We start from the raw sequence: 17815 nt of genomic DNA on the forward strand, positions 1-17815 counted from the left end.
GCAAACCCAACCAACACATCCCTGCAAGCCTTTGAGACTGTTTTCCACCAAGACCTCAATGGCGACGGAACGATTGGGCTTCCCAATTCAAGCATCGTTGCCACGCATACAGCAGCAGGACTTTTGATAGTATGAGGTCCACCGCCGAATGGTTCTGTCGTTCCTGCAAATGATTTCCGATAGCCTTTGCTCCGCTTTCGAAAAAGGTCCTGTCCTTTTGCTTGTGACGTACCCGTCGTCGTTAGCACCAGCTGAGCCGGCCTAGGCAAAAGGAAGCCAGCGGTGATGCCGGCTCCCGTCCTGCCACGCCAGACGGCTCTCTCGGACCCCTTTCAGCAATGCCGAATGAAGTCTCGTCTCCAGCTTTCACAGCTTCGTTCTGCATGATCTTGTGCTGCGCACTCGCAAATATAGTGGGCATGGACCCTGCGCCTAATGCTGGCAGCACGGACATTGCCTGGCGTCGTGGCAGCGGATCGAAGGATCCAGAGGCGCGTCGTTCTTGACCTTGGCCGGCTTCTCCTCGCGGATTATCTTCCCACCCGTCGGTAACTTGGATGTGTCGACACCGGCGGGGAAGAAATGCGGCATGCCTAGCTCTGATGAACGTGATGCGGTGGCTATCTGCTTCTCTGTGCGAGCGAGCGCGCCGGTGGTGACGCGTGCCAATTTCAATCGACCGATCCATACGTGAATGTAGGGTGGCAATGATGAAGGTTCAGTCGGCGTGTCGTTTATCCAAAAGTGGGTAAAAAAATGAAGGGGCAGTTGCATGCTGGCTGGCTCATGAAGCTTGGGCGAAGACAGGCGCTGGGTTTGATTTCAATCGTTGCCTCAACTATCAAAACTAGAAAGATGCTGATGGCTCTTGGCGGGCTAGGCGCGGGGCCCCAGTTTGAGTCTCTCGTTGTTTTGGGTAGAGCGCAAGGGAGCGCTGCCGCGCCTCAGTTTGTCGCAACCGGCGGAGAACTACCCGCCAATTTTGGGACCTTATCGACAACTCTTGGTTTTACCACGAGATTTGCCGGCTATGAGCGCATTCAGATCGGTTACGGGGGGGCAGCATATCTTCGTCTGGTACTGCCCACATTCGTTTGGGCTGCTGGAGAGCAAAAGCTAACCAGGCCGATTCCAATTAAGTGTGCGTTCTTTTTCCCTAACGCGCCTGGCACCAAGCTTGTTCGCGTCTCCTGGGGAGGAAACACAACCGGTTACATCCCTGCAAATGCGACTTCTGGCGAATATATCGCCGACGATCTCTCACCTTCGAGCTTCGGCTATAGCTCGCTGTTCCCCGCAAACGAAGTCGGTTATTTCAAATTTGAATATGACTGCGCTGTCGGAGTCCAGAACTTCAGCGGGGTTGGGCGCGATGTCATCGACGCAGACTGCGGCTGTTGGTTCGGCGACGCGGCCACATACACATCTCAGATCGACATCGAAGCGAAAACAACTTCGTCAGGCGCGACGGGGCATGGCAACAGCGCCAACCCTGCCGCTTGGACACTGAAGCCGTGGGCGATTGTTGGCATACCCGGTATTCCGACAATCTCGCTTCTGATACTTGGCGACAGCATATTCCAAGGCCAGCTCGGAACCGCCTATCCAAATTTGAGCACGGGTGGCTATCTCTCTAATGGTCTCATGGACGTAAACGGCCATTGTATACCGTGGGGCAGTGTCGCCCGGTTCGGGTCGACCGCCGCAGGTTACAATAGCGCGGCGGGCCGGATGAAGGCCTTATACAAGTATGCGACTCACGCCCTCTGCAACTATGGAAGCAACGCAGGGGCGGCGGCCCCTGAACTCGCTGCCCTTCAGGCATTGTGGGCCGATCTGAAGTCGTACTCCGAAAGCAAGATAACTCGCGTCGAGCAGGCGCTGATTTTGCCTAGAGACAGCACGACGGATAATTATGCGACTCTTCTCAATCAGGCCTATCAGAATCGTGCAATACGCGACTTGCTGAACCCGAGCATCATTGCAAATGTAGGTTCGAACGGCTTGGATGACTACCTTGACATGCAGGGTGTCTTTGCAAGTCCGTCATCGCCGTGGAGTGGTGCATCCGACAAGTGGCCTGTCACTGGCGCAGCAAACGCACCGACACCCGATGGAACGCATCCAACGGACTACCTCGCAAGATCTTTGATGGCTCCGGTCGTAAAGGCTCGCGCTCTCTCGTGGCTGCAGTCAAAAGTTACGGCAGCGCCCGTGAACGTAACGCTGCCGGTTGTGCTAGGTGCTCGCTACCAAAGGGCGACGCTCGCGGTAACCAATGGCACATGGCAACTAGGCTCAACTGCCTACAATTTTCTTTCGTATCAATGGAAATCGAACGGCATCAGGATCGTGGGTGCGACGTCATCCACGTACACGTTACATGCTGATGATGTCGGCAGCACGGTTACATGCGACGTCATAGCAACGAACCGCAATGGTTCAACGACAGCAACCACGGCTGCGATCGCCATTCTGGCGGCAGCACCTACTCCGCCGAGTTTCCCTGCCAGCGGTGCGACAATATCGTCTGCTAGCATTGCCATCGGCTCCAGCTCGGCCAATGTCACTATGACGGGCAGGGAAATCGATCCTCTTGGGGGCGGCACGGCGACTAAAGTTGCGTACAACTCTATGGCAAACCATCAGAAGGTCGTCAACTACGCCGCAGCGACAGTCACTAAGGGCCAACGTTGCACTGCAAGCATCTACGCCAAAGCCGTTGAGTACCAATACTTTTATCTCTCGAGCGGCGATGGCCTCTCGGGCCATACCTATATTTTCGATTCATTGAACGGCACGGTCGTCAGTGGTGATCTAAACGGAAGTCCGCCCAACGTCCCGGACCATGTGGCCATCGTGGCAGAACCAAATGGATGGTTCAGAGCATTCATCACGTACGTTCCGATCAATACTCAGACAAACGCAGCGGGGCTTTGGTTCGGCCCGATGGCTACAAATTCTGGTAACGTGGGGTCGCCGGGCGCAGGCAATGCTGGTTCAGGCCTCTTGTTCTGGCGTGTTCAACTGGCGCCGGGCGGTTTGGATAGCTGAGCTCGCTCATCTGGGACTGACTTCGCCGCGGGCTAACGGCCGCCCAACAGCCTAGAGCTTCAACTTTCAAGGTAAATTTGGCGACGTCTACATAGCCGCTCACGCGGAGCTGCCGACGCCAACCCATTGAAGTAAGCTTACCGGGAGCTGATGATCTTCCCCCCGAAAAGTGGACGGCTTTAAGCGGCTTCTCGCTCCATCTCGATCGGAGCGGTATATCCGATGGGGAATGGAGGATGGTTCGTTTGTAGAAGCCCTCGATGATGGCGAAGTTGTCGCGCTGGGCGTCGGCGCGGCTATTGTGATCACAATGATGGACGAGCCCGGTCTTCACAAGACATGGAAGAAGCTCTCCATCGGAGCGTTATCGTGGGCATGTCACCATCATCAGTCCGAACAGGATGACGATCGCTGTAATGATTGAAAATGGCTTGGCCGCTACCTTGATCATGGCTGCGCCTATATTGCGTATCACGGCGACAGTAACGCGGCGAGGCGGTTCAGGTTCACACAAACGCATGCGTTAGTCGATACGCTTGAACTCGTATCCGTCGATAACCGTCGACCTGCCGGGCTCCAGGGGTTGTGAGCGCTGAGAGCCGCCAAATAACAGGCCAGAAGCTTTTTCCTTTGCACTATTGGCCAACAATAGGCCGAGAAGTAAGAGCCCGCGTGCTCCGACTGAGATAGTTAGCTGGGCGAAAAATGGAGCGGCGCCGGGGCCGAAAATCGGCTCGTACGGCTCTTTGCCATCGTGACCTTGCCCCCCGGACTTAATCCAGTTTGAAGTTCGCTCTGGCCCAAGACGAGGACCGGAGCATGAAGCGAAATCGTTTCACGGAAGAGCAGATCATCGGGATCTTGAAGGCACTAGGCCGGTGTTTCAGTGGCCGATCTGTGCCGCAAGCACGGCGTCAGCGACTCCAGCATCTACAAGTGGAAGGCCAAGTTTGGCGGGATGGACTTCTCCCAGGCCAAGCGGCTGAGGACGCTGGAGGACGAGAACGCGAAGCTGAAGCGGCTCCTGGCCGGCGCTATGCTAGACAGCGCGGTACTGAAGTAAGCATCCGGTGAAGACATCGCCGGAGGGAGACGGCAAATCCAACGGCAAGTGCGAACTCAGAACTGGATAAAACTTGGGGGCAAGGTCAACATTGGACACCTCCGGAGCCAATGAGCCTATTACAGGTGTCCACTCATTCGGAGGAGGTTCAGTATCTCGGCGCCACACTTTGCCGCGGACTCTTTGCTTTCCAACCCGAGTGCCCCATCGATGCGGAAAGTGCTGCCAGGTTCAACGTCCGGCTAGTGCCGGTCATCTGGCAAGCCGCCTTAAGCGAAAAAACTCGCCGAAGCCCTCACATGTATGAGGTCCCGCCTCGATCGTGTTGTCGCCGACAATTGCGGGCAAACCAGCCGAGAAAATCTGGAGTGTGATGCTACCGCAAAGCCGCCCCGGATGCAGAGAATAATCGATTTTGATATTGCACCCACGCCGCAAGACGATTTCGTATTTCCTTCATGGCCTCGCGGTTCCCCTCAAACAAATTTCGCGATTCACCAGGGTCGCTTCTCAAGTCGAAAATCGAAGTCTTATTTCGCGCTGGGTTGAAGATGAACTTGAAGTCTCCTTCCCTGTATCCCGCCATCATCTCACTATTGGGAACCATAAGATAAACACGGGACGGGCGCTCGCTTGCGAACATGCTTCGGCCTTGCCAGGTGAGAGGAAGCTCGATTTTCAGAAGGTCTAAGATTGTCGGGGCCAAGTCGACCAGGCCGCCAATATTTCCGTTGTGCTCCCCACGAAACAGGGTCGGGCTAAACAGCAATAAAGGGATGTGGACCTCTTCCTCAAAGATGCTGCTTCCATGCACCTGGCTACCATGCTGGCCGAAAGCTTCCCCGTGATCACCGATCACCACAACGAGTGTCTCGTTCCAAAGACCATTGACATCAAGGTGCGCAAAAATCTTACCTATTGCGGCGTCTGTCGAACGCAGGGCATTTAAGTATCGGTTGAGGCTAGGTTTCTCGTTGAAGAGCTGAGCCGGCTCGCCCTGCACAGAGTATGGCCAATGGGTGTTGCCGGTCCACATCATGCCGAAAAAGGGCGCTCCCTTCCCATCGCCGATCCACTTCGAAAGTGTTGCCGAGGTGCATTCATCATCAACGCTATCTAAGTTGGGCCACGCTGTTGTACTTCCTACGAAGGCTGGCGTGTTGCAAGAAATAGTACTCATGTCGGACAGGACATCGAAGCCGCGACCCATCAGAAATTGATCGACATTTTGAAACCTAAAATCACCCGACATGAAAAAGGCCGTTCGATAACCTGCGTCCTTTAGCCGACTACTCAAAGTCGTGAGGGGGCTATTGCCAACTCTTGAGATTTCGGTCTCGTAAGAGAATAGAGGATATCGTGACGCCAGGATTGAGAAGAGCGATTTTGTCGACATTGGCGTGTGCGCATAAAAATTCTCAAACGCAACCCCGGCGGCCTGCGCCTTTGTCAACTCCGGCGTAATCTGGGTCGGCAATTTATCTTTATCAACTTGTCTAGAGCCGATGACATAGTCGGCACCGACAGATTCCATCACGATTAAGATGACATTCTTCACAAGGCGATTGGCGTTATATTTGCTCTTCGAGGCATTCGTCGCGCTACCAATTTGGAAATCGATGTCTGAAGAACTAGTGGGCATGCTTGCAAGTATATTGGCGTCGCCTACAAGTGCGGTTGCGAGTAGCTCTATCAATGGGTTTGCGATTTCCCGGTAATTAATCTCTTCCGAGCGTGCCCAGCGCTGACCGTGAACCAGATAAGCAACCATCAGAGTTGTACCGAGGCCTATGACGAGGCGAAATGAGCCAACGCTCCATTTTCGGAGTAGTGCTTTGATGCCCCACTGTCCTGCTGTGAGCGCCAAAAATGAAATGGCAAAAAGAGCTAGCATTGATATGTCGAGCGCCGAGGCGATCGCAGATCTGGACGTAAAGCTTCGAAGAAAATCCGCGTAGTAGAGCCATTGGTACGTCAATGAGCCGCCGATAATTTCGAGTGCGCGCGAATTGACGCAAAGAAGCAGGCACATCAGCCCGGCGAAGGCGTAATAAACCTTCACAAGCGCACTCTGCGCCTTCGCCCAACGCCTCATGAATAGGAGAGTCAGACTCGTGAGTAGGGTAGCGCTAAATATTGTCGATAAATCATAGTAGCTGCGATGTAAGATGTCTCTGATGAACCATCGAGCATCCAAATAGCTTCGAAGAGGATAATAATAGGTCCACGCGCGAATGAATACGGCAAGTGCAAGCAACGGAACAGCCATCGCGACTATTGAGATCTGGTTGTTTTGAAAGTCTGTACGCACACGCGGATTGCTCATTGCCACTCAGCTCTATTGGGTGAATTGAACTCGCAAAAGTAAATTCTCAATGGGCGGATCACATAGAGCGAGCCCATCATTGTCAACCCACGCCAATTGCTAGCTCTGACGCAGTTCGACACCCTCGCGTTTGGCCAGGTCGACCAGCTTCTCGATCGCGCGGTGGGTGAGCCGCGAATCGGTCGGATGCGCGATCGCCTTCTCCTGCACGGTGGTGTCCACCACCATCCGCTCGAGATCTTTGGTCTCGATCGCGCCGGCCCGATGCGCCACCGAGAGGCTCTCCTGCAACAACGCTGCGATCTGCTCCTCGCCCAATCTCTGGCGCCAGCGGGTCAACGACGAGCGGTCAAACGGCAGCTCGTGCCGGAACACCACTTCGCGCAAAAATATTGGAAATACGGATTCTCTACCTAACTGTCGCACAGCGTCTCGTAGACAGATTGTGCATATGTTCCCACAGACGCATGCGTTAGTCGATACGCTTGAACTTGTATCCGTCGATCACCGTCGACCTGCTGGGCTCCAGGGGTTGTGAGCGCTGAGAGCCGCCAAATAACAGGCCAGAAGCGTTTTCCTTTGCACTATTCGCCAACAACAGGACAAGAAGAATGAGCCCAAGTGCTCCGACAGAGATAGTTAGCTGGGCGAGAAATGGAGCGGCGCCCGGGCCGAAGATCGGCTCGTACGGCTCTTTGCCATTGGACCGTTGATCGTCTCGCAGAAGGTCAGTTTCAGTGCGTTTGCTAAGCATGACGGACAATGTCCGATCAACGCCGCTTTTCATGCTGTGGTCGTCAATCGGTCCTGGTGGCAATACCTCGATCGCGTTCCGCCTTTTGCGCTGATCGTACCAGCGGCACGCAATGAAGACGCCGGCAATCGCGAGCAATCCGCCAATTATGCCGATATGATAAGGGAAGACCCGACCGCCCAACATCACGAGCGCATAGAGCAAGAAGCAGGCGACTAAGAATTTGGCGCCGTATCTCAACCGACTGCTCCCCGTTGTTCGTTGTGCCGTTTCTTTCGATTTTGAAGGGCCGCTCATCGCGACTGGGCCTCCGTTCCGAGCTGTAGGGGCCGCGTGCGATCCAATGCCGGGACTTTGGAGCTGGCGTCTGTCCCTGTACTTGCGGTCCATAGGTCCCTTGCGACCGTCAAGGGCGATACCTGCATGTTAGCCCACCACGCTCTTTCGTCGCCGTGCCGATGCAAAGCCTGATGATGCGAGCGGCATAGAGGCACAGTAAATTCATCGCTCACCTTGCGGCCTAATGTTCTGGGTTGGGCGAACTTCAGGTGATGCGCGTCGGTGGGACACTGCTTGCAGACCAGGCAGGGATGTTCGCGGACGAAGGCGAGATGTGCCTTGTTCCTTTTGCGGGGCGTTTCCTTGGGAATGGCAAGGCCGCCTTCGATGGCTCTTTGGGCGGGCTTGGCTTTCACGACTTCGGTAGCAGTCGGTTGGCTTTGAGCGGGGTCGGGGGCTAAAGCTTCGGCGGGATCCTGCGCCGGTTCCAATCTTTCCTGGTAAGCCGCCTCGACTGATCGGGCGTCGACTTCTTGAAGGGTGTTTTTGATGGGTAGACTGGTTTTGGCCCAGACTAGGAGATCGTCGGTCCCGGCGAGCTGAGCCAGCAACCGCTCACGAAGCGCTGCTGAATCTTGGGCCCCTAGAATTGGCGGTCTGTTCAAAATCGCTTTGGGCGGCTTTTTTTCGCTTCTGGCATGGATCGAGGCTCGGTCGGCGCCGGTGGGCCGGCGATCACATTGGGGGCGTCGAGATCATCCTCCCCGGCGATCCCGACTAGGGCAAAGAGGGCATAGCGGCGCGCATAGGTGAGCGCCGCACCCATCCGATGCGGCGCCTCGATGTCCTTGCCGGAGCAGACCGGCAGGTCGGAAGAGACCCATTCGCCGGAGGCATGGGCGAGCAGGGTGGTAAGGTGGATCTGGCCGGTAGCCTGTTCGCTCCGAGTGGTCTGGATGGTGGCAATCTCCTGCTGGCTCAGCGTCTTCCGGACCATGTCCAGGCCCGCGGCGAGAGAGGCATAGCGGAAGGTTCGATCCTCCTCTCGCGGGAAGGGCGACCGGATCACAGCGGTCAGGGTCTTCTCTGGGTTCGTCAGTTCGGCTTGGGCACGGGCAAGGGCGGCCGCGATGGCGCCGATGCGCTCACTGGACCGGTGCATAAGACCCCTCCACAGGCTGGGCCTCGAAGCTGACCGCCCCCGATTTGGAGCGCTTGGCCTTGATGCCGTGGCCTTTGGCCTCCTTGGCATCTTCCGGCATCAGCTTCTTGAGGTCCGATTTGGCCGTCTCGTGCTCGCCATGCGCATCTCGGGTTCGAAGATAGGTAGTCGCGAGCTCCGCCCATTGATTGGACATCGACATGTCCACGACCCTGACCGCCTCCAACCGCGGACGTGGCGTCTCGATATTGAAGAGGATCGGCGGCTCACCGGTCCGGACGCAGCGCCAGAACTTCTTTTCGGCGGTAAGCAGAAGATGTTGGTAGAGAGGGTCGGCGTAAATCTTTAGTTCGACCCACTTGCCGCCTCCGGTGATGATGGAGAGAACGGAGCTGCGCGCCGCGGTGACCCACATGTTGTGCTGGAGTTGCGCCATGTGCTTGTCGGCCGCCGCCTCCTCGGTAAAAGCCCAGGGCAGCATGAATTTGGCTTCGAACACCGCGCCGGTTTGTTCGATCGTGCCGTCAAGCGTTGCCGCCATCCATTTATGAATGGGATGACGGATGCGTTTCTGGATGTCCGTGATGGTGTGGCCTGATACGCGCTGATACCAAGCGCGATTCAGGACTTCGGTTACGGTGCCGAGTTGAACAATCAGATTGTCTGAGAGATCTTCCGGCTCCGCCTCGCCACGCTTCTCATACCAGAGCCGCGTCAGAGCCTCCTGATCGGCGCCCATGATGATGCGCGCGTCCGAACCGCCGATAAAATGTCGGCGGTCATTCGGATTGAACCTGATGATTGGGTTGAGCGGTTGTGCCGCGGGCGCTACGTCAGTTTGAGGGGTACTCAACGATATCTCCTGCATAAAGCTGCGACTTGTCTGCCGCACTGCCTTAGGCCCCGCGTTCGCGAGGTCGGATATCGGTGCCGTTTGTGCCCGGCAGAATCAGTAACGCTCCGTTTGGCCGAGAATGCCAGTTCTTTCCGGAGCAAGATTCTTGCTCTTTTGCGCGACCTCTGACCCGAAGATGCTCAGGGATGCTCGCTCCACCACGCGGGCCACCGCACTTTCTGCGGGGTGCGCGTGGCCTTCACGATGATGCGCTGTTCAGCCGGCGTGAGAGGCTGTGGCAGACGTTCCAAAGCGGCTTCGACGAGCCACGGCTCCAGCGCCATGCGGGCGGTCTCGCGATACGGATCGAGCTTTGTCGCCATGCGCAGTGGTTCGAGCGCAGGCGTGACGCTGCCAGGTGCAACGCCAACCAGCACGATGGTCACCGGTTCGCTGGTGCGTTGTCCATCTCGGCCCTGCTCGATAAGTGCCAGCGTTGTGCGCGACGCCGCGCCATCGCCTTCGATGCCGCGCTTTGCGAGTTGGAGCAGGAAGGCTTCAGCCGCCGTGACACGGCGCTCAGTGCCGCCTTCGCGGATCGTGACCATTTGACCGAGCACCGCTTCGTAAGGTGCATGCTTATGACGCCCGCGTGGGCGGCCAGAGGGATTGCCACTTTGACCTTTCACGAAGCGCGAACTCTTTGGCGGTCGCCCATAGCCGATCTCGTTGGCATTATTGATCTGTCGCATCGGTTTCTCCTGTGGATCGCTTGGGGCTGTCGCCCGGAAAATCAGCGTCTGGGAATCGCGCGTGCAGCGCCGCACCTCCTCGCATTCGCGCTCATTGAGGGTTAGGCCACCCCGCTTTCGGCGGAGCGCAAGTTGAACCGCCCAGGGCTCAAGAAGAAGCTGGGCCCGCTCATCACTTAAATCCGCTCGGGCCGGGTTTGGCGCTGCGATCCCAAGGAGCACGAGTGCCGCATCGGCATTGTCCGGATCCGGTGAGATGTGCTGCGTGACCGTCTGTTGAGATGGCTGCGAGGGTGCGTGTTTCCTAAGCCAAGCCTCGCGCTCGATGATCCGCTTCACGACCTCACGCACGGCCATGCGTTTGCCCGCAAGCGCGTCCTTGAACGTTCGCTGCTGGAGCGCTTCCTCCATTGACATCTCGCGGGTTTTGCGTCCGGCGGTGACGGTAAGGGTCTTGTTCAGCAGGACCTCGAAGGCGGAGCCGCTGTTGGCACGCTTGCCGGACCCGCGCGGTCGTCCCCTGTAATTGCCGCTGCGGCCTTTCTGAAACCTGCCTCTATTCGGCGCGCCTTCAGGCGTTTCATCGGCGCGAGGAGGGGGCTGATTGTTCGGCTCGGGCTCGGCACTCATGATGCCACTCCCTCAAGACGAGGAGCAAGACCGGTTTGCGCCGACCAGCGCTCGAGCGCGACATCGACATATTTCGGATCGATCTCCATTCCGCGGAAGCGTCGCCCGGTCCGCTCTGCCGCGAGCAGCGTTGTGCCCGAGCCCAGAAAGAGATCGAGCACCAGGTCGCCATGTTTAGTGACGTCCTTGATGGCGTCCGCAACCAATCCTACCGGCTTGACGGTCGGATGCAGTGCAAGGTCTTCTCGTCGGCTGCCTCGCATGGAATTCGCCGACGCATAGTCCCAGACCTTGGTGCGATTGCGGCCGTGCTTGCCCAGTTCGATCATGTTGAGATGAGAGGCAGACCCCACCCGGTAGACGAAGACCAGTTCATGCTTGGACCGATAGAGTGATCCCATCCCGGCATTGGATTTGTTCCAGACGCAGAGGTTCAAGAGATCGCCATAGATGGTCGAGCCGACCGCCGTAACGTCGTCCATGTGTCTCCAATCCATACAGACGTAATGGACCGCGCCGTCGCGCGAGCAACTAGCTGCCGCACCGAGCGTGTCTTTGAGGAAGGAGCGGAATTGGTCTTCGCTCATCTCGCCCGAGGCCATGGCAAACTCACCATGGCGGCCCGTTGGGTTCGCGTTGCCTTCGATCCGGACGTTGTAAGGCGGATCCAGGAAGGCGGCGTCTATCCGGGCATCCCTGCCGATAACCCGCTCGAGGAAAGCGGCATCGCGGCTGTCCCCGCACCCGATTCGGTGCTCGCCGAGAATCCAGATGTTGCCAGGCTTCGTTTGCGGGGTCTTCGGTGTGGCTGGAATGATTTCATCATCGGGGTCGGCTGCCGATCTGGAGAGGATGACGTCGATTTCGCCAGTCGAAAAGCCGGTAAGGGTCGGGTCGATGTCAAGATCAATCGAGGCGAGCTCGCCGAGCTCTTGCTGCAAGATTTCGATATCCCAACCAGCGTTTAGCGCGATCTTGTTGTCGGCCAATCGGAGCGCGCGTTTCTGGGTCTCCGAGAGTCGGACAGAGCGATGGTTGGCACCAGCGCGAGGCCTAAAGCTTTTGCCGCCTGGATCCGGCCATGGCCGGCGATGATGTTGCCGTCGGGATCAACCAGGATCGGATTGGTGAATCCGAACTCCTGGATGGAGCTCTTGAGCTGCTCGATCTGGCGTTTCGGATGGGTCCGTGCATTGCGCGGATCAGGGATGAGATCGTTGGCCGAGCGATAGACGATGGAAAGCTGCGAAGATGCAGCGAGCGAGACTGCTTTGTTCATGAGACCGTATATTACGCAACCTTAGTTAGCTTGAAGATAACAAGCCCTCCGCCGCCACCAAGCGAAAGTCACCCGCGAGCAGGCGTCTGGCACATGCGTCCTTTCATTGCGCAGATCGGGGATGAGATCGTTGGCTGTGCGATTAATAATGGAAAGCTGCGAAGGTGCAGCGAATGAAACTGATCTGCTCATAGGATGAATGGTGCGCGCCCTTAGTTACAAAATATGAAACTCATTCTCGATTTGCCCAGCGATGGACCGCCACCACCAAGCGAAAGGCACGCGCGAGCAGGAGTCCGGTACATGCGTTCGTGCATTGCCGAGATCCGGGATGAGATGGTTGGCTGGTCAGGCGATAGACGATTGAGAGCAGCGATGGTGCAGCGAGTGCATACTGATTTGTTCATCAGATCCACGGTGCGAATCCATTGTTACCAGAACGTTTCCATACCGGCCGATCTTGCCGCCGCTCCGGCTGTCAAGATCGCCCGTCTGCCAGCAGGACCAGCGGCGGCACATTGAGCGCGGTATTCAAAAAGATCGATCGCGATCTTCGCCAGAACACGGACATGAGCTTTTGTTCAATGCGTGAAAGTCGTTAAGCCGCTGCCGTCTGGTCAGCCGTCAGCGGCCGCGTCGGCCAGCGAAAACAGACTAAGTCGGATCGAGGCCCAAAAGGCCCCTTCGCGCGTTCGCTCAGATCCCGACAGACACAACGGTCGAGGGGATCGACACCGATCGCTCGTCCCTGTTTTGCGCGCCCTCCGATGAGATCTTGCCCATTCTGACTCCTGTTTGCAGCCCTGTTATGGGCATTAACAGGAAACCGCTGACCGCCGCCCCTGAGCAGGCCGAAGTTGCGAGAAGCACGTCCCAATTCCCCTCAACCTGCGTCCATAAATTGAGCCAAGCCTGTTTTGAGAGTACAATATTCGCCGAATTCCCTGTTATTTTCACAGCGCGGCGGAGAAGTCCGGCCTTATTTCAGCCGGGGCAGGCGGTTCACAGGATCGATGGGGTATCGACGATACGGTTGCACAGGAAGTCGCATCACGCCTTCAACCATGCAGCATCGATGAAACTGGCCAGACACGACTGGCGTCCTGCGGAGCGCGAAGCACCGGCCGGATAGTACCCGCCGGGCGCGCCTACAACATGGCGCGTTGTATCCTTCTCTCGTGCTGGATATCCGGATAACTACCGAAATCGGTAATTGGTTGGATTTGCCTGTGCGATTGCTGATAATTTGCGCAAGCCGCTGCGGTGCACGCGCACAGAATCGCCTCAAACAAATCCAACCTAATCCCTGCGCATTGCGCGGGGGGACTACAAGATGGGTATCGGATCATGGGTGCTTGTCTGGCTGATTGGTAACGCACTGTTTCTTGTATTGAGGGTTCTCGCCACGGCGAATCGGCCACCGCCGCTGCCTCGATCCTCACTCGAGCAGCCGGAGAAAAGCACTACGAGCTAACCAGAAGAGTGCAGCCAGCCATCGCAGCATCGCGATGGCGAGGACGCACAGGATGAATGCAACAAACCGCTGGCGCATACGCACGCCGCGCGCCTGTCGTTTCGCCGTTCGTCTCTCCCGAGCAATGGGAGATCGGCGCTTCGTCCGGGGCAAAGGCGTTCAGGCGCTAACCTGAGCGTTTAACGTTAAAGACAGGCCGCGGACGCTGTTGCGAGTGCTGGCGCCCGGCTTGTGACGTATCGGCACATAGGTCGCAACCAGTTTTATTCTGGAGCAGTTTCATGCAGCACCTGTCTCAAACTGGTGTTCGAGGCCCGGCGAAGCTGGAAGCACTCGTCGTTGAATTGGAGCGACTTGCCGAATTGATGTCCGCCGACATTCAAGAGGAAGAGGTGCGGGCGGGGGTCTTTGACGTTTACGATCAACGTTATTCGATGCTCGCGCTGGCCCTGCGCGCACGACGGGGCAATCTGCTGGATACGATCGCCACGCTCGAATACCAGCTGCGGTAAGGCGGAACAGCCTCGCAGGCTGCATAATTTTCTGACGAGGCTGGCGTTAGCCCGCGGCGCGTCTGCTTTGCGGTGCGCTCGCCAGGCGAACCACATATGTATCGTTTTGAAGGAGGACGCCCTTCGGAGCTGTCCGGCGTCAGTTCGATCCGCAACGAACTGCGCCGTGCAAGTTCATCGAGCTTTCTAACCAGGAAACTCCGTAAACGTTCGAAGCTCTGTGAGGTTGAGGTCCGAGACTGCCAGGTAGGATCCGCCGCCTTTGGACCAGCCGACTATGATAGAGTCGTTCTCGTCCTGCGACGCAAAGAAGGCCGGCTCACGCGCATCTTCTACGATCGCGTCGAGAAGTACTAAATCGGCATCGACGGCCCGCCTTGTTAGGACGTTCGTCATTTCAACGCAGCACCTCGCGGCAATCACCTCGTCAAAGGCCGCTGCTCTAGCTATCGCATTCGGCAGCCAACCTGAGCTTCCTTAGGAACGGAGCAAATCCGTCGGTCGGGCATTGCTTCGCGATGCTCGCTTCAACTTTTTCGGTGGACCGCTTGACGGGCTTCTTTGCGACGGTTGCGCGCTTTTGAGATTCCGGCTTCGAAGCGTACGGATCATGCCAGTGCCGAGCAACGAAATCGGGCGATTGTCTGGGACGGGTGACTGGAGGAGCCGGTTGAGGCTCTTGCTGCGTAGCTACGAAGCTCACCTCTGTGATTTGCTTGGGCAGCTCTACTTCTCTTTCCACGACCAGCTTGTCAGACTTGTTCGTGCTCGCAGCCGGCGCCTGTGCAATGAACTCTGGGGGCGCCTCCGACTCCGCGGTTGGATCCGACCTGTGGCCTCCAGCGGCAATCGCACCGATTGCAACGACTCCAAGTACCCCAAATACAATTGCTCTCGGCATTTGCCATTCCCCACATTGGCAACCCTCGCTATTTGCCCCTAATGGGTCCGGAATGAGGCAAACTGCCTAGTTTAGTCGGAAGGGCGGCTCGAAACGACAATCCAGATAGGGTCCCGGATCCGGTTGGAGGCAGGACGAGCTACCTCAAGCCATGCGGCGTAATGCCCGCACGGCCCAGATGTTCGGCTTAGCGCCCCCGGCACGCGTCAAACGCGTGAGCCAGAAAGATGCCCAGGAAGCCGAACCACCGCGCTTAATCTCTGCGCGCCAGTTGCAGCTCTATCAGCGCTAGCCTCTGCAAGGTTGCCGCATCGCGTTCGCCTGCACCTGCGGTACGAAGGATGGACTCTGCGAGAAGATTGACGTGAAACGAATGCACGGGCTCGGGCAAAGTCGCGATGGCAGCCTCAAGGGCGGAGGTCATCACCTCGATCACATCAGGCGAAAAAGCCGCATTAGCGAAGTTCTGCATAAAAAATTGCTCTGCTGCGCGCCGGCAGGTTCTCAACTAACGCCGGGAAAACGTGGCAGTTCCTGACGTAGCTTCACGCGAGTTCTAGGCACGGCATCTCATGTCGTCGCTGATGGGACATCGTTGGAGCGTGAGATTAAGACATGGGCCGAGAAGCAGGCGACAGTCCTGCGCTGGCGACGACCATTCGCCTGGTAGCGATCGGACTAAAGGCAAAGGCGAAATGACGATCGAACAGCTCGGACGGGAAATTGGCGAGAACTGAGGGCCGACGAGATCGGCGCCATCCGGAAAGCTGCGTTATCATCCATTTCGCCGACGAAAGAGCGAGAGCGTGATCGGATGTTTCGTCGCATCATCCACGATATAAACACGCGACGGAGGGCTATTTGACGCCGGCGTGGTCGTGCCGGGATCGTGCACCCCCGGAAAGTTGCGGGCTAGCCGTTGAGCGGGTGCTGATGTACCGACTGTTATGACCAGCCCCGGCCCAGCCGACTTCTCCCTGTCCATCTTCGTGCTCAAGTCCGACCGCAAGGCCGTACTAGCCATAGCCGCAAAAACTCACGCTCAGGCAGAACTGTTTTGCACTGACGAGCGCGTCCGGACCATTCTCCGCGACGCTTCTATGTCCGATGATTACTCGATCTTGCGGGTCCGCATCGCGCGGCCGGGCGAGCGGGAGATCTATCACGAGCAGCGGGACTTAGGATCAGCCATTGGCGGGCTGCACGCGGTATATCTGGCGCCTCCTGAATAGGCGGACGTCGACAAGCAACGCTTGCGGCAACACAACCCGGATCGCTGCTCCGATCGTGCGGAACGGATGCAGCGTCGGCCGCGGGTGGCTCTGAGCGATAGCCCGCGGCCGTCGCTACCTTAGAGTTACATTCCATTGGGAACTGGATGGGCGGCCACCGATTTGCCTCCCATGCCCAGGTTCCACTTCGATCACCATGATAGCCTCGGTGCTCCCCCGGCGATGAGGGATATGAGGCTGTCGATGCGCCTGCCGCCAAACGTTTAGCGCTCGGATTACTGGGGCAAGCAATCATGGACGGTGGCTCCTGCAATTCTACCATGGGAAGAATTACGATCGTGGTTCGGATGATGCCGGCCCTATTCTGTCTGTCTCTGCGACGGTCGAGGTTGCTGAGCAGTTAGGGGGCTGTGGCAAGCCTCAGTCGCCCTGATAACTCAAATCCACTTCGAGAAGCTACTCGTCTGCTGACGAGCGTCCTGTCGCGGCGTTAGGGGCGCCCCAGGCCGCCTGGGAACAATTCACTGCGGCTCAGCTTACATTGTATGAGGAAAACATTCGCATACCTAGCAGCCGCTAGCATGGTCTGGATGGTTGCGGCCGCGGCTCACGCTCAAGGCATTTCGAACGCGCGCGATGGCAGGGGCAACCTCGTTGAGCGGGGTGCGGCCACGCGGACATATCCGAGTGCCCCGATGGCGAACAGCGCTCTACCACCGCCGGCTCCCATCCAGGGCTACGTCGCGGTTGCGCCTCACGGAAGAGTCGTCATCGCACCCCGCCGCTGATCCGATTACGCCAAGCCACGTCGAAGCGTCGGCGATCATGCGCGACTAGCCTGGGAACCTCGCCAATGCGGCTGAGTTGTCAGGGCGGATCATCAGGAGCACTCTGATTAAGCCGTTCGCCAATCTTCTTATCATGCTCGGCGTGGTCGCAGGCATGATGGGTGTCGTGTTCTTTGCGGCATCCGACCCAGCGTATCGCGAAGCTGATTGGGCGCGCGCGGCGTGCTCTGGCTTCAAGGTGTTCTGCGAGGATCCCGGCTACCTTTTAATTCCGGCGGCAGCGCTCCTTGTGCTCGCGATAGCGATCAAAATTAGACAACTTCCCTCTGAGGACTAATAAGCTATGCGGCTCCATACGCTCCTAGCCATCCTGGTGTCCAGTGTAGGCCTTCTGCAAGCCTTGAGCGAACCGTGGCAAGCCAAGAGCACGGCGCTTGATGAGGAAATAACAGCGAGGCGGGCGATCGCGAAGGCTTCGCGACAACATTGCCCGCCCGATCTTCAGCCGCGGCCAGTTAGCGCTGCAGCCGGCCTGATTTGAGGCGCCTGCGCGTACAGCGAGTCTCCGGTGCGCCAATCCTCTCGCCCGCACCGATGCGAGCCTCGAGCTGCGCACGCAAGGCTGGCAACAGCGCGGGTGAGACTAGAGCGGAGAGAGCATTCCACGACAAGCACCCGTGGATCTCGGGCCTCTCTCCCTAGTGTCCTGAACCAGAAGTTCGGGACATCGGGTCGTGTTTTGCCGGGGCATTGTATCGGCAGAAGCGTTCGATG

General features: G+C 57.6%; 12 protein-coding genes and 3 pseudogenes. 6 read left to right on the forward strand and 9 right to left on the reverse strand.

Translation table 11 applies throughout. The annotated features are described in order from the left end of the window. Positions 1-744 precede the first annotated feature (744 nt). From AC0L3S_RS36970 to AC0L3S_RS36980, 3 genes and pseudogenes are all read left to right on the forward strand, one after another. A complete protein-coding gene (locus tag AC0L3S_RS36970) occupies positions 745-3054 on the forward strand; it encodes a phage head spike fiber domain-containing protein (protein ID WP_473284757.1) in 2310 nt (769 codons plus the stop codon). A 229-nt stretch (positions 3055-3283) separates the two neighbouring features. Then, complete coding sequence (locus AC0L3S_RS36975; protein WP_473284759.1) at positions 3284-3478, forward strand: hypothetical protein; 195 nt, start codon at positions 3284-3286, stop codon at positions 3476-3478. A gap of 395 nt (positions 3479-3873) precedes the next feature. Beyond that, positions 3874-4114 (forward strand): annotated as a pseudogene (locus AC0L3S_RS36980) (transposase); the annotation flags it as partial. A 379-nt stretch (positions 4115-4493) separates the two neighbouring features. On the opposite strand, the gene AC0L3S_RS36985 reads toward AC0L3S_RS36980, so the two are convergent. From AC0L3S_RS36985 to AC0L3S_RS37020, 8 genes and pseudogenes are all read right to left on the reverse strand, one after another. Next, complete coding sequence (locus AC0L3S_RS36985; protein ID WP_473284761.1) at positions 4494-6443, reverse strand: LTA synthase family protein; 1950 nt, start codon at positions 6441-6443, stop codon at positions 4494-4496. A 102-nt stretch (positions 6444-6545) separates the two neighbouring features. Further along, positions 6546-6856, reverse strand: a pseudogene (locus tag AC0L3S_RS36990) (IS5/IS1182 family transposase); the annotation flags it as partial. A gap of 59 nt (positions 6857-6915) precedes the next feature. Then, entirely contained in the window at positions 6916-7437 is a 522-nt protein-coding gene (locus AC0L3S_RS36995) for a hypothetical protein (RefSeq protein WP_473284763.1), read from the reverse strand. Positions 7438-7490: 53 nt separating this feature from the next. Continuing rightward, a pseudogene (locus AC0L3S_RS37000) lies at positions 7491-8638 on the reverse strand (ERF family protein). Next, positions 8622-9506, reverse strand: a complete 885-nt coding sequence (locus AC0L3S_RS37005; protein WP_473284765.1) for a YqaJ viral recombinase family protein — start codon at positions 9504-9506, stop codon at positions 8622-8624. The pseudogene AC0L3S_RS37000 and the gene AC0L3S_RS37005 overlap by 17 nt, the downstream one beginning before the upstream one ends. 167 nt (positions 9507-9673) lie before the next feature. Then, the gene (locus AC0L3S_RS37010) at positions 9674-10855 is read right to left on the reverse strand and encodes a DUF5681 domain-containing protein (RefSeq protein ID WP_473284767.1); all 1182 of its coding nucleotides are present in this window, start codon (positions 10853-10855) and stop codon (positions 9674-9676) included. Continuing rightward, positions 10852-11844 carry a DNA-methyltransferase gene (locus AC0L3S_RS37015; RefSeq protein WP_473284768.1) on the reverse strand — a complete coding sequence of 331 codons (993 nt, stop codon included), beginning with the start codon at positions 11842-11844 and terminating at the stop codon, positions 10852-10854. The genes AC0L3S_RS37010 and AC0L3S_RS37015 overlap by 4 nt, the downstream gene beginning before the upstream one ends. Continuing rightward, positions 11820-12134 (reverse strand): ParB/Srx family N-terminal domain-containing protein, encoded by a 315-nt coding sequence (locus AC0L3S_RS37020; protein WP_473284770.1) that lies wholly within the window; start codon positions 12132-12134, stop codon positions 11820-11822. The genes AC0L3S_RS37015 and AC0L3S_RS37020 overlap by 25 nt, the downstream gene beginning before the upstream one ends. A 1755-nt stretch (positions 12135-13889) precedes the next feature. On the opposite strand from AC0L3S_RS37020, the gene AC0L3S_RS37025 reads away from it, so the two are divergent. Then, complete coding sequence (locus AC0L3S_RS37025; protein WP_473284772.1) at positions 13890-14120, forward strand: hypothetical protein; 231 nt, start codon at positions 13890-13892, stop codon at positions 14118-14120. A 1154-nt stretch (positions 14121-15274) separates the two neighbouring features. Here AC0L3S_RS37025 and AC0L3S_RS37030 read toward each other — a convergent pair. Next, positions 15275-15493 carry a hypothetical protein gene (locus AC0L3S_RS37030; protein WP_473284774.1) on the reverse strand — a complete coding sequence of 73 codons (219 nt, stop codon included), beginning with the start codon at positions 15491-15493 and terminating at the stop codon, positions 15275-15277. Between the two features lie 475 nt (positions 15494-15968). Here AC0L3S_RS37030 and AC0L3S_RS37035 point away from each other — a divergent pair, with 475 nt between their 5' ends. Together AC0L3S_RS37035 and AC0L3S_RS37040 are read left to right on the forward strand one after the other, a co-directional pair. Next, positions 15969-16253 (forward strand): hypothetical protein, encoded by a 285-nt coding sequence (locus AC0L3S_RS37035; RefSeq protein WP_473284776.1) that lies wholly within the window; start codon positions 15969-15971, stop codon positions 16251-16253. 864 nt (positions 16254-17117) lie between these two features. Further along, the gene (locus AC0L3S_RS37040) at positions 17118-17378 is read left to right on the forward strand and encodes a hypothetical protein (protein WP_473284778.1); all 261 of its coding nucleotides are present in this window, start codon (positions 17118-17120) and stop codon (positions 17376-17378) included. The last annotated feature ends 437 nt before the right edge of the window (positions 17379-17815 follow it).

The organism is Bradyrhizobium sp. Ken01 (genome assembly GCF_055807355.1).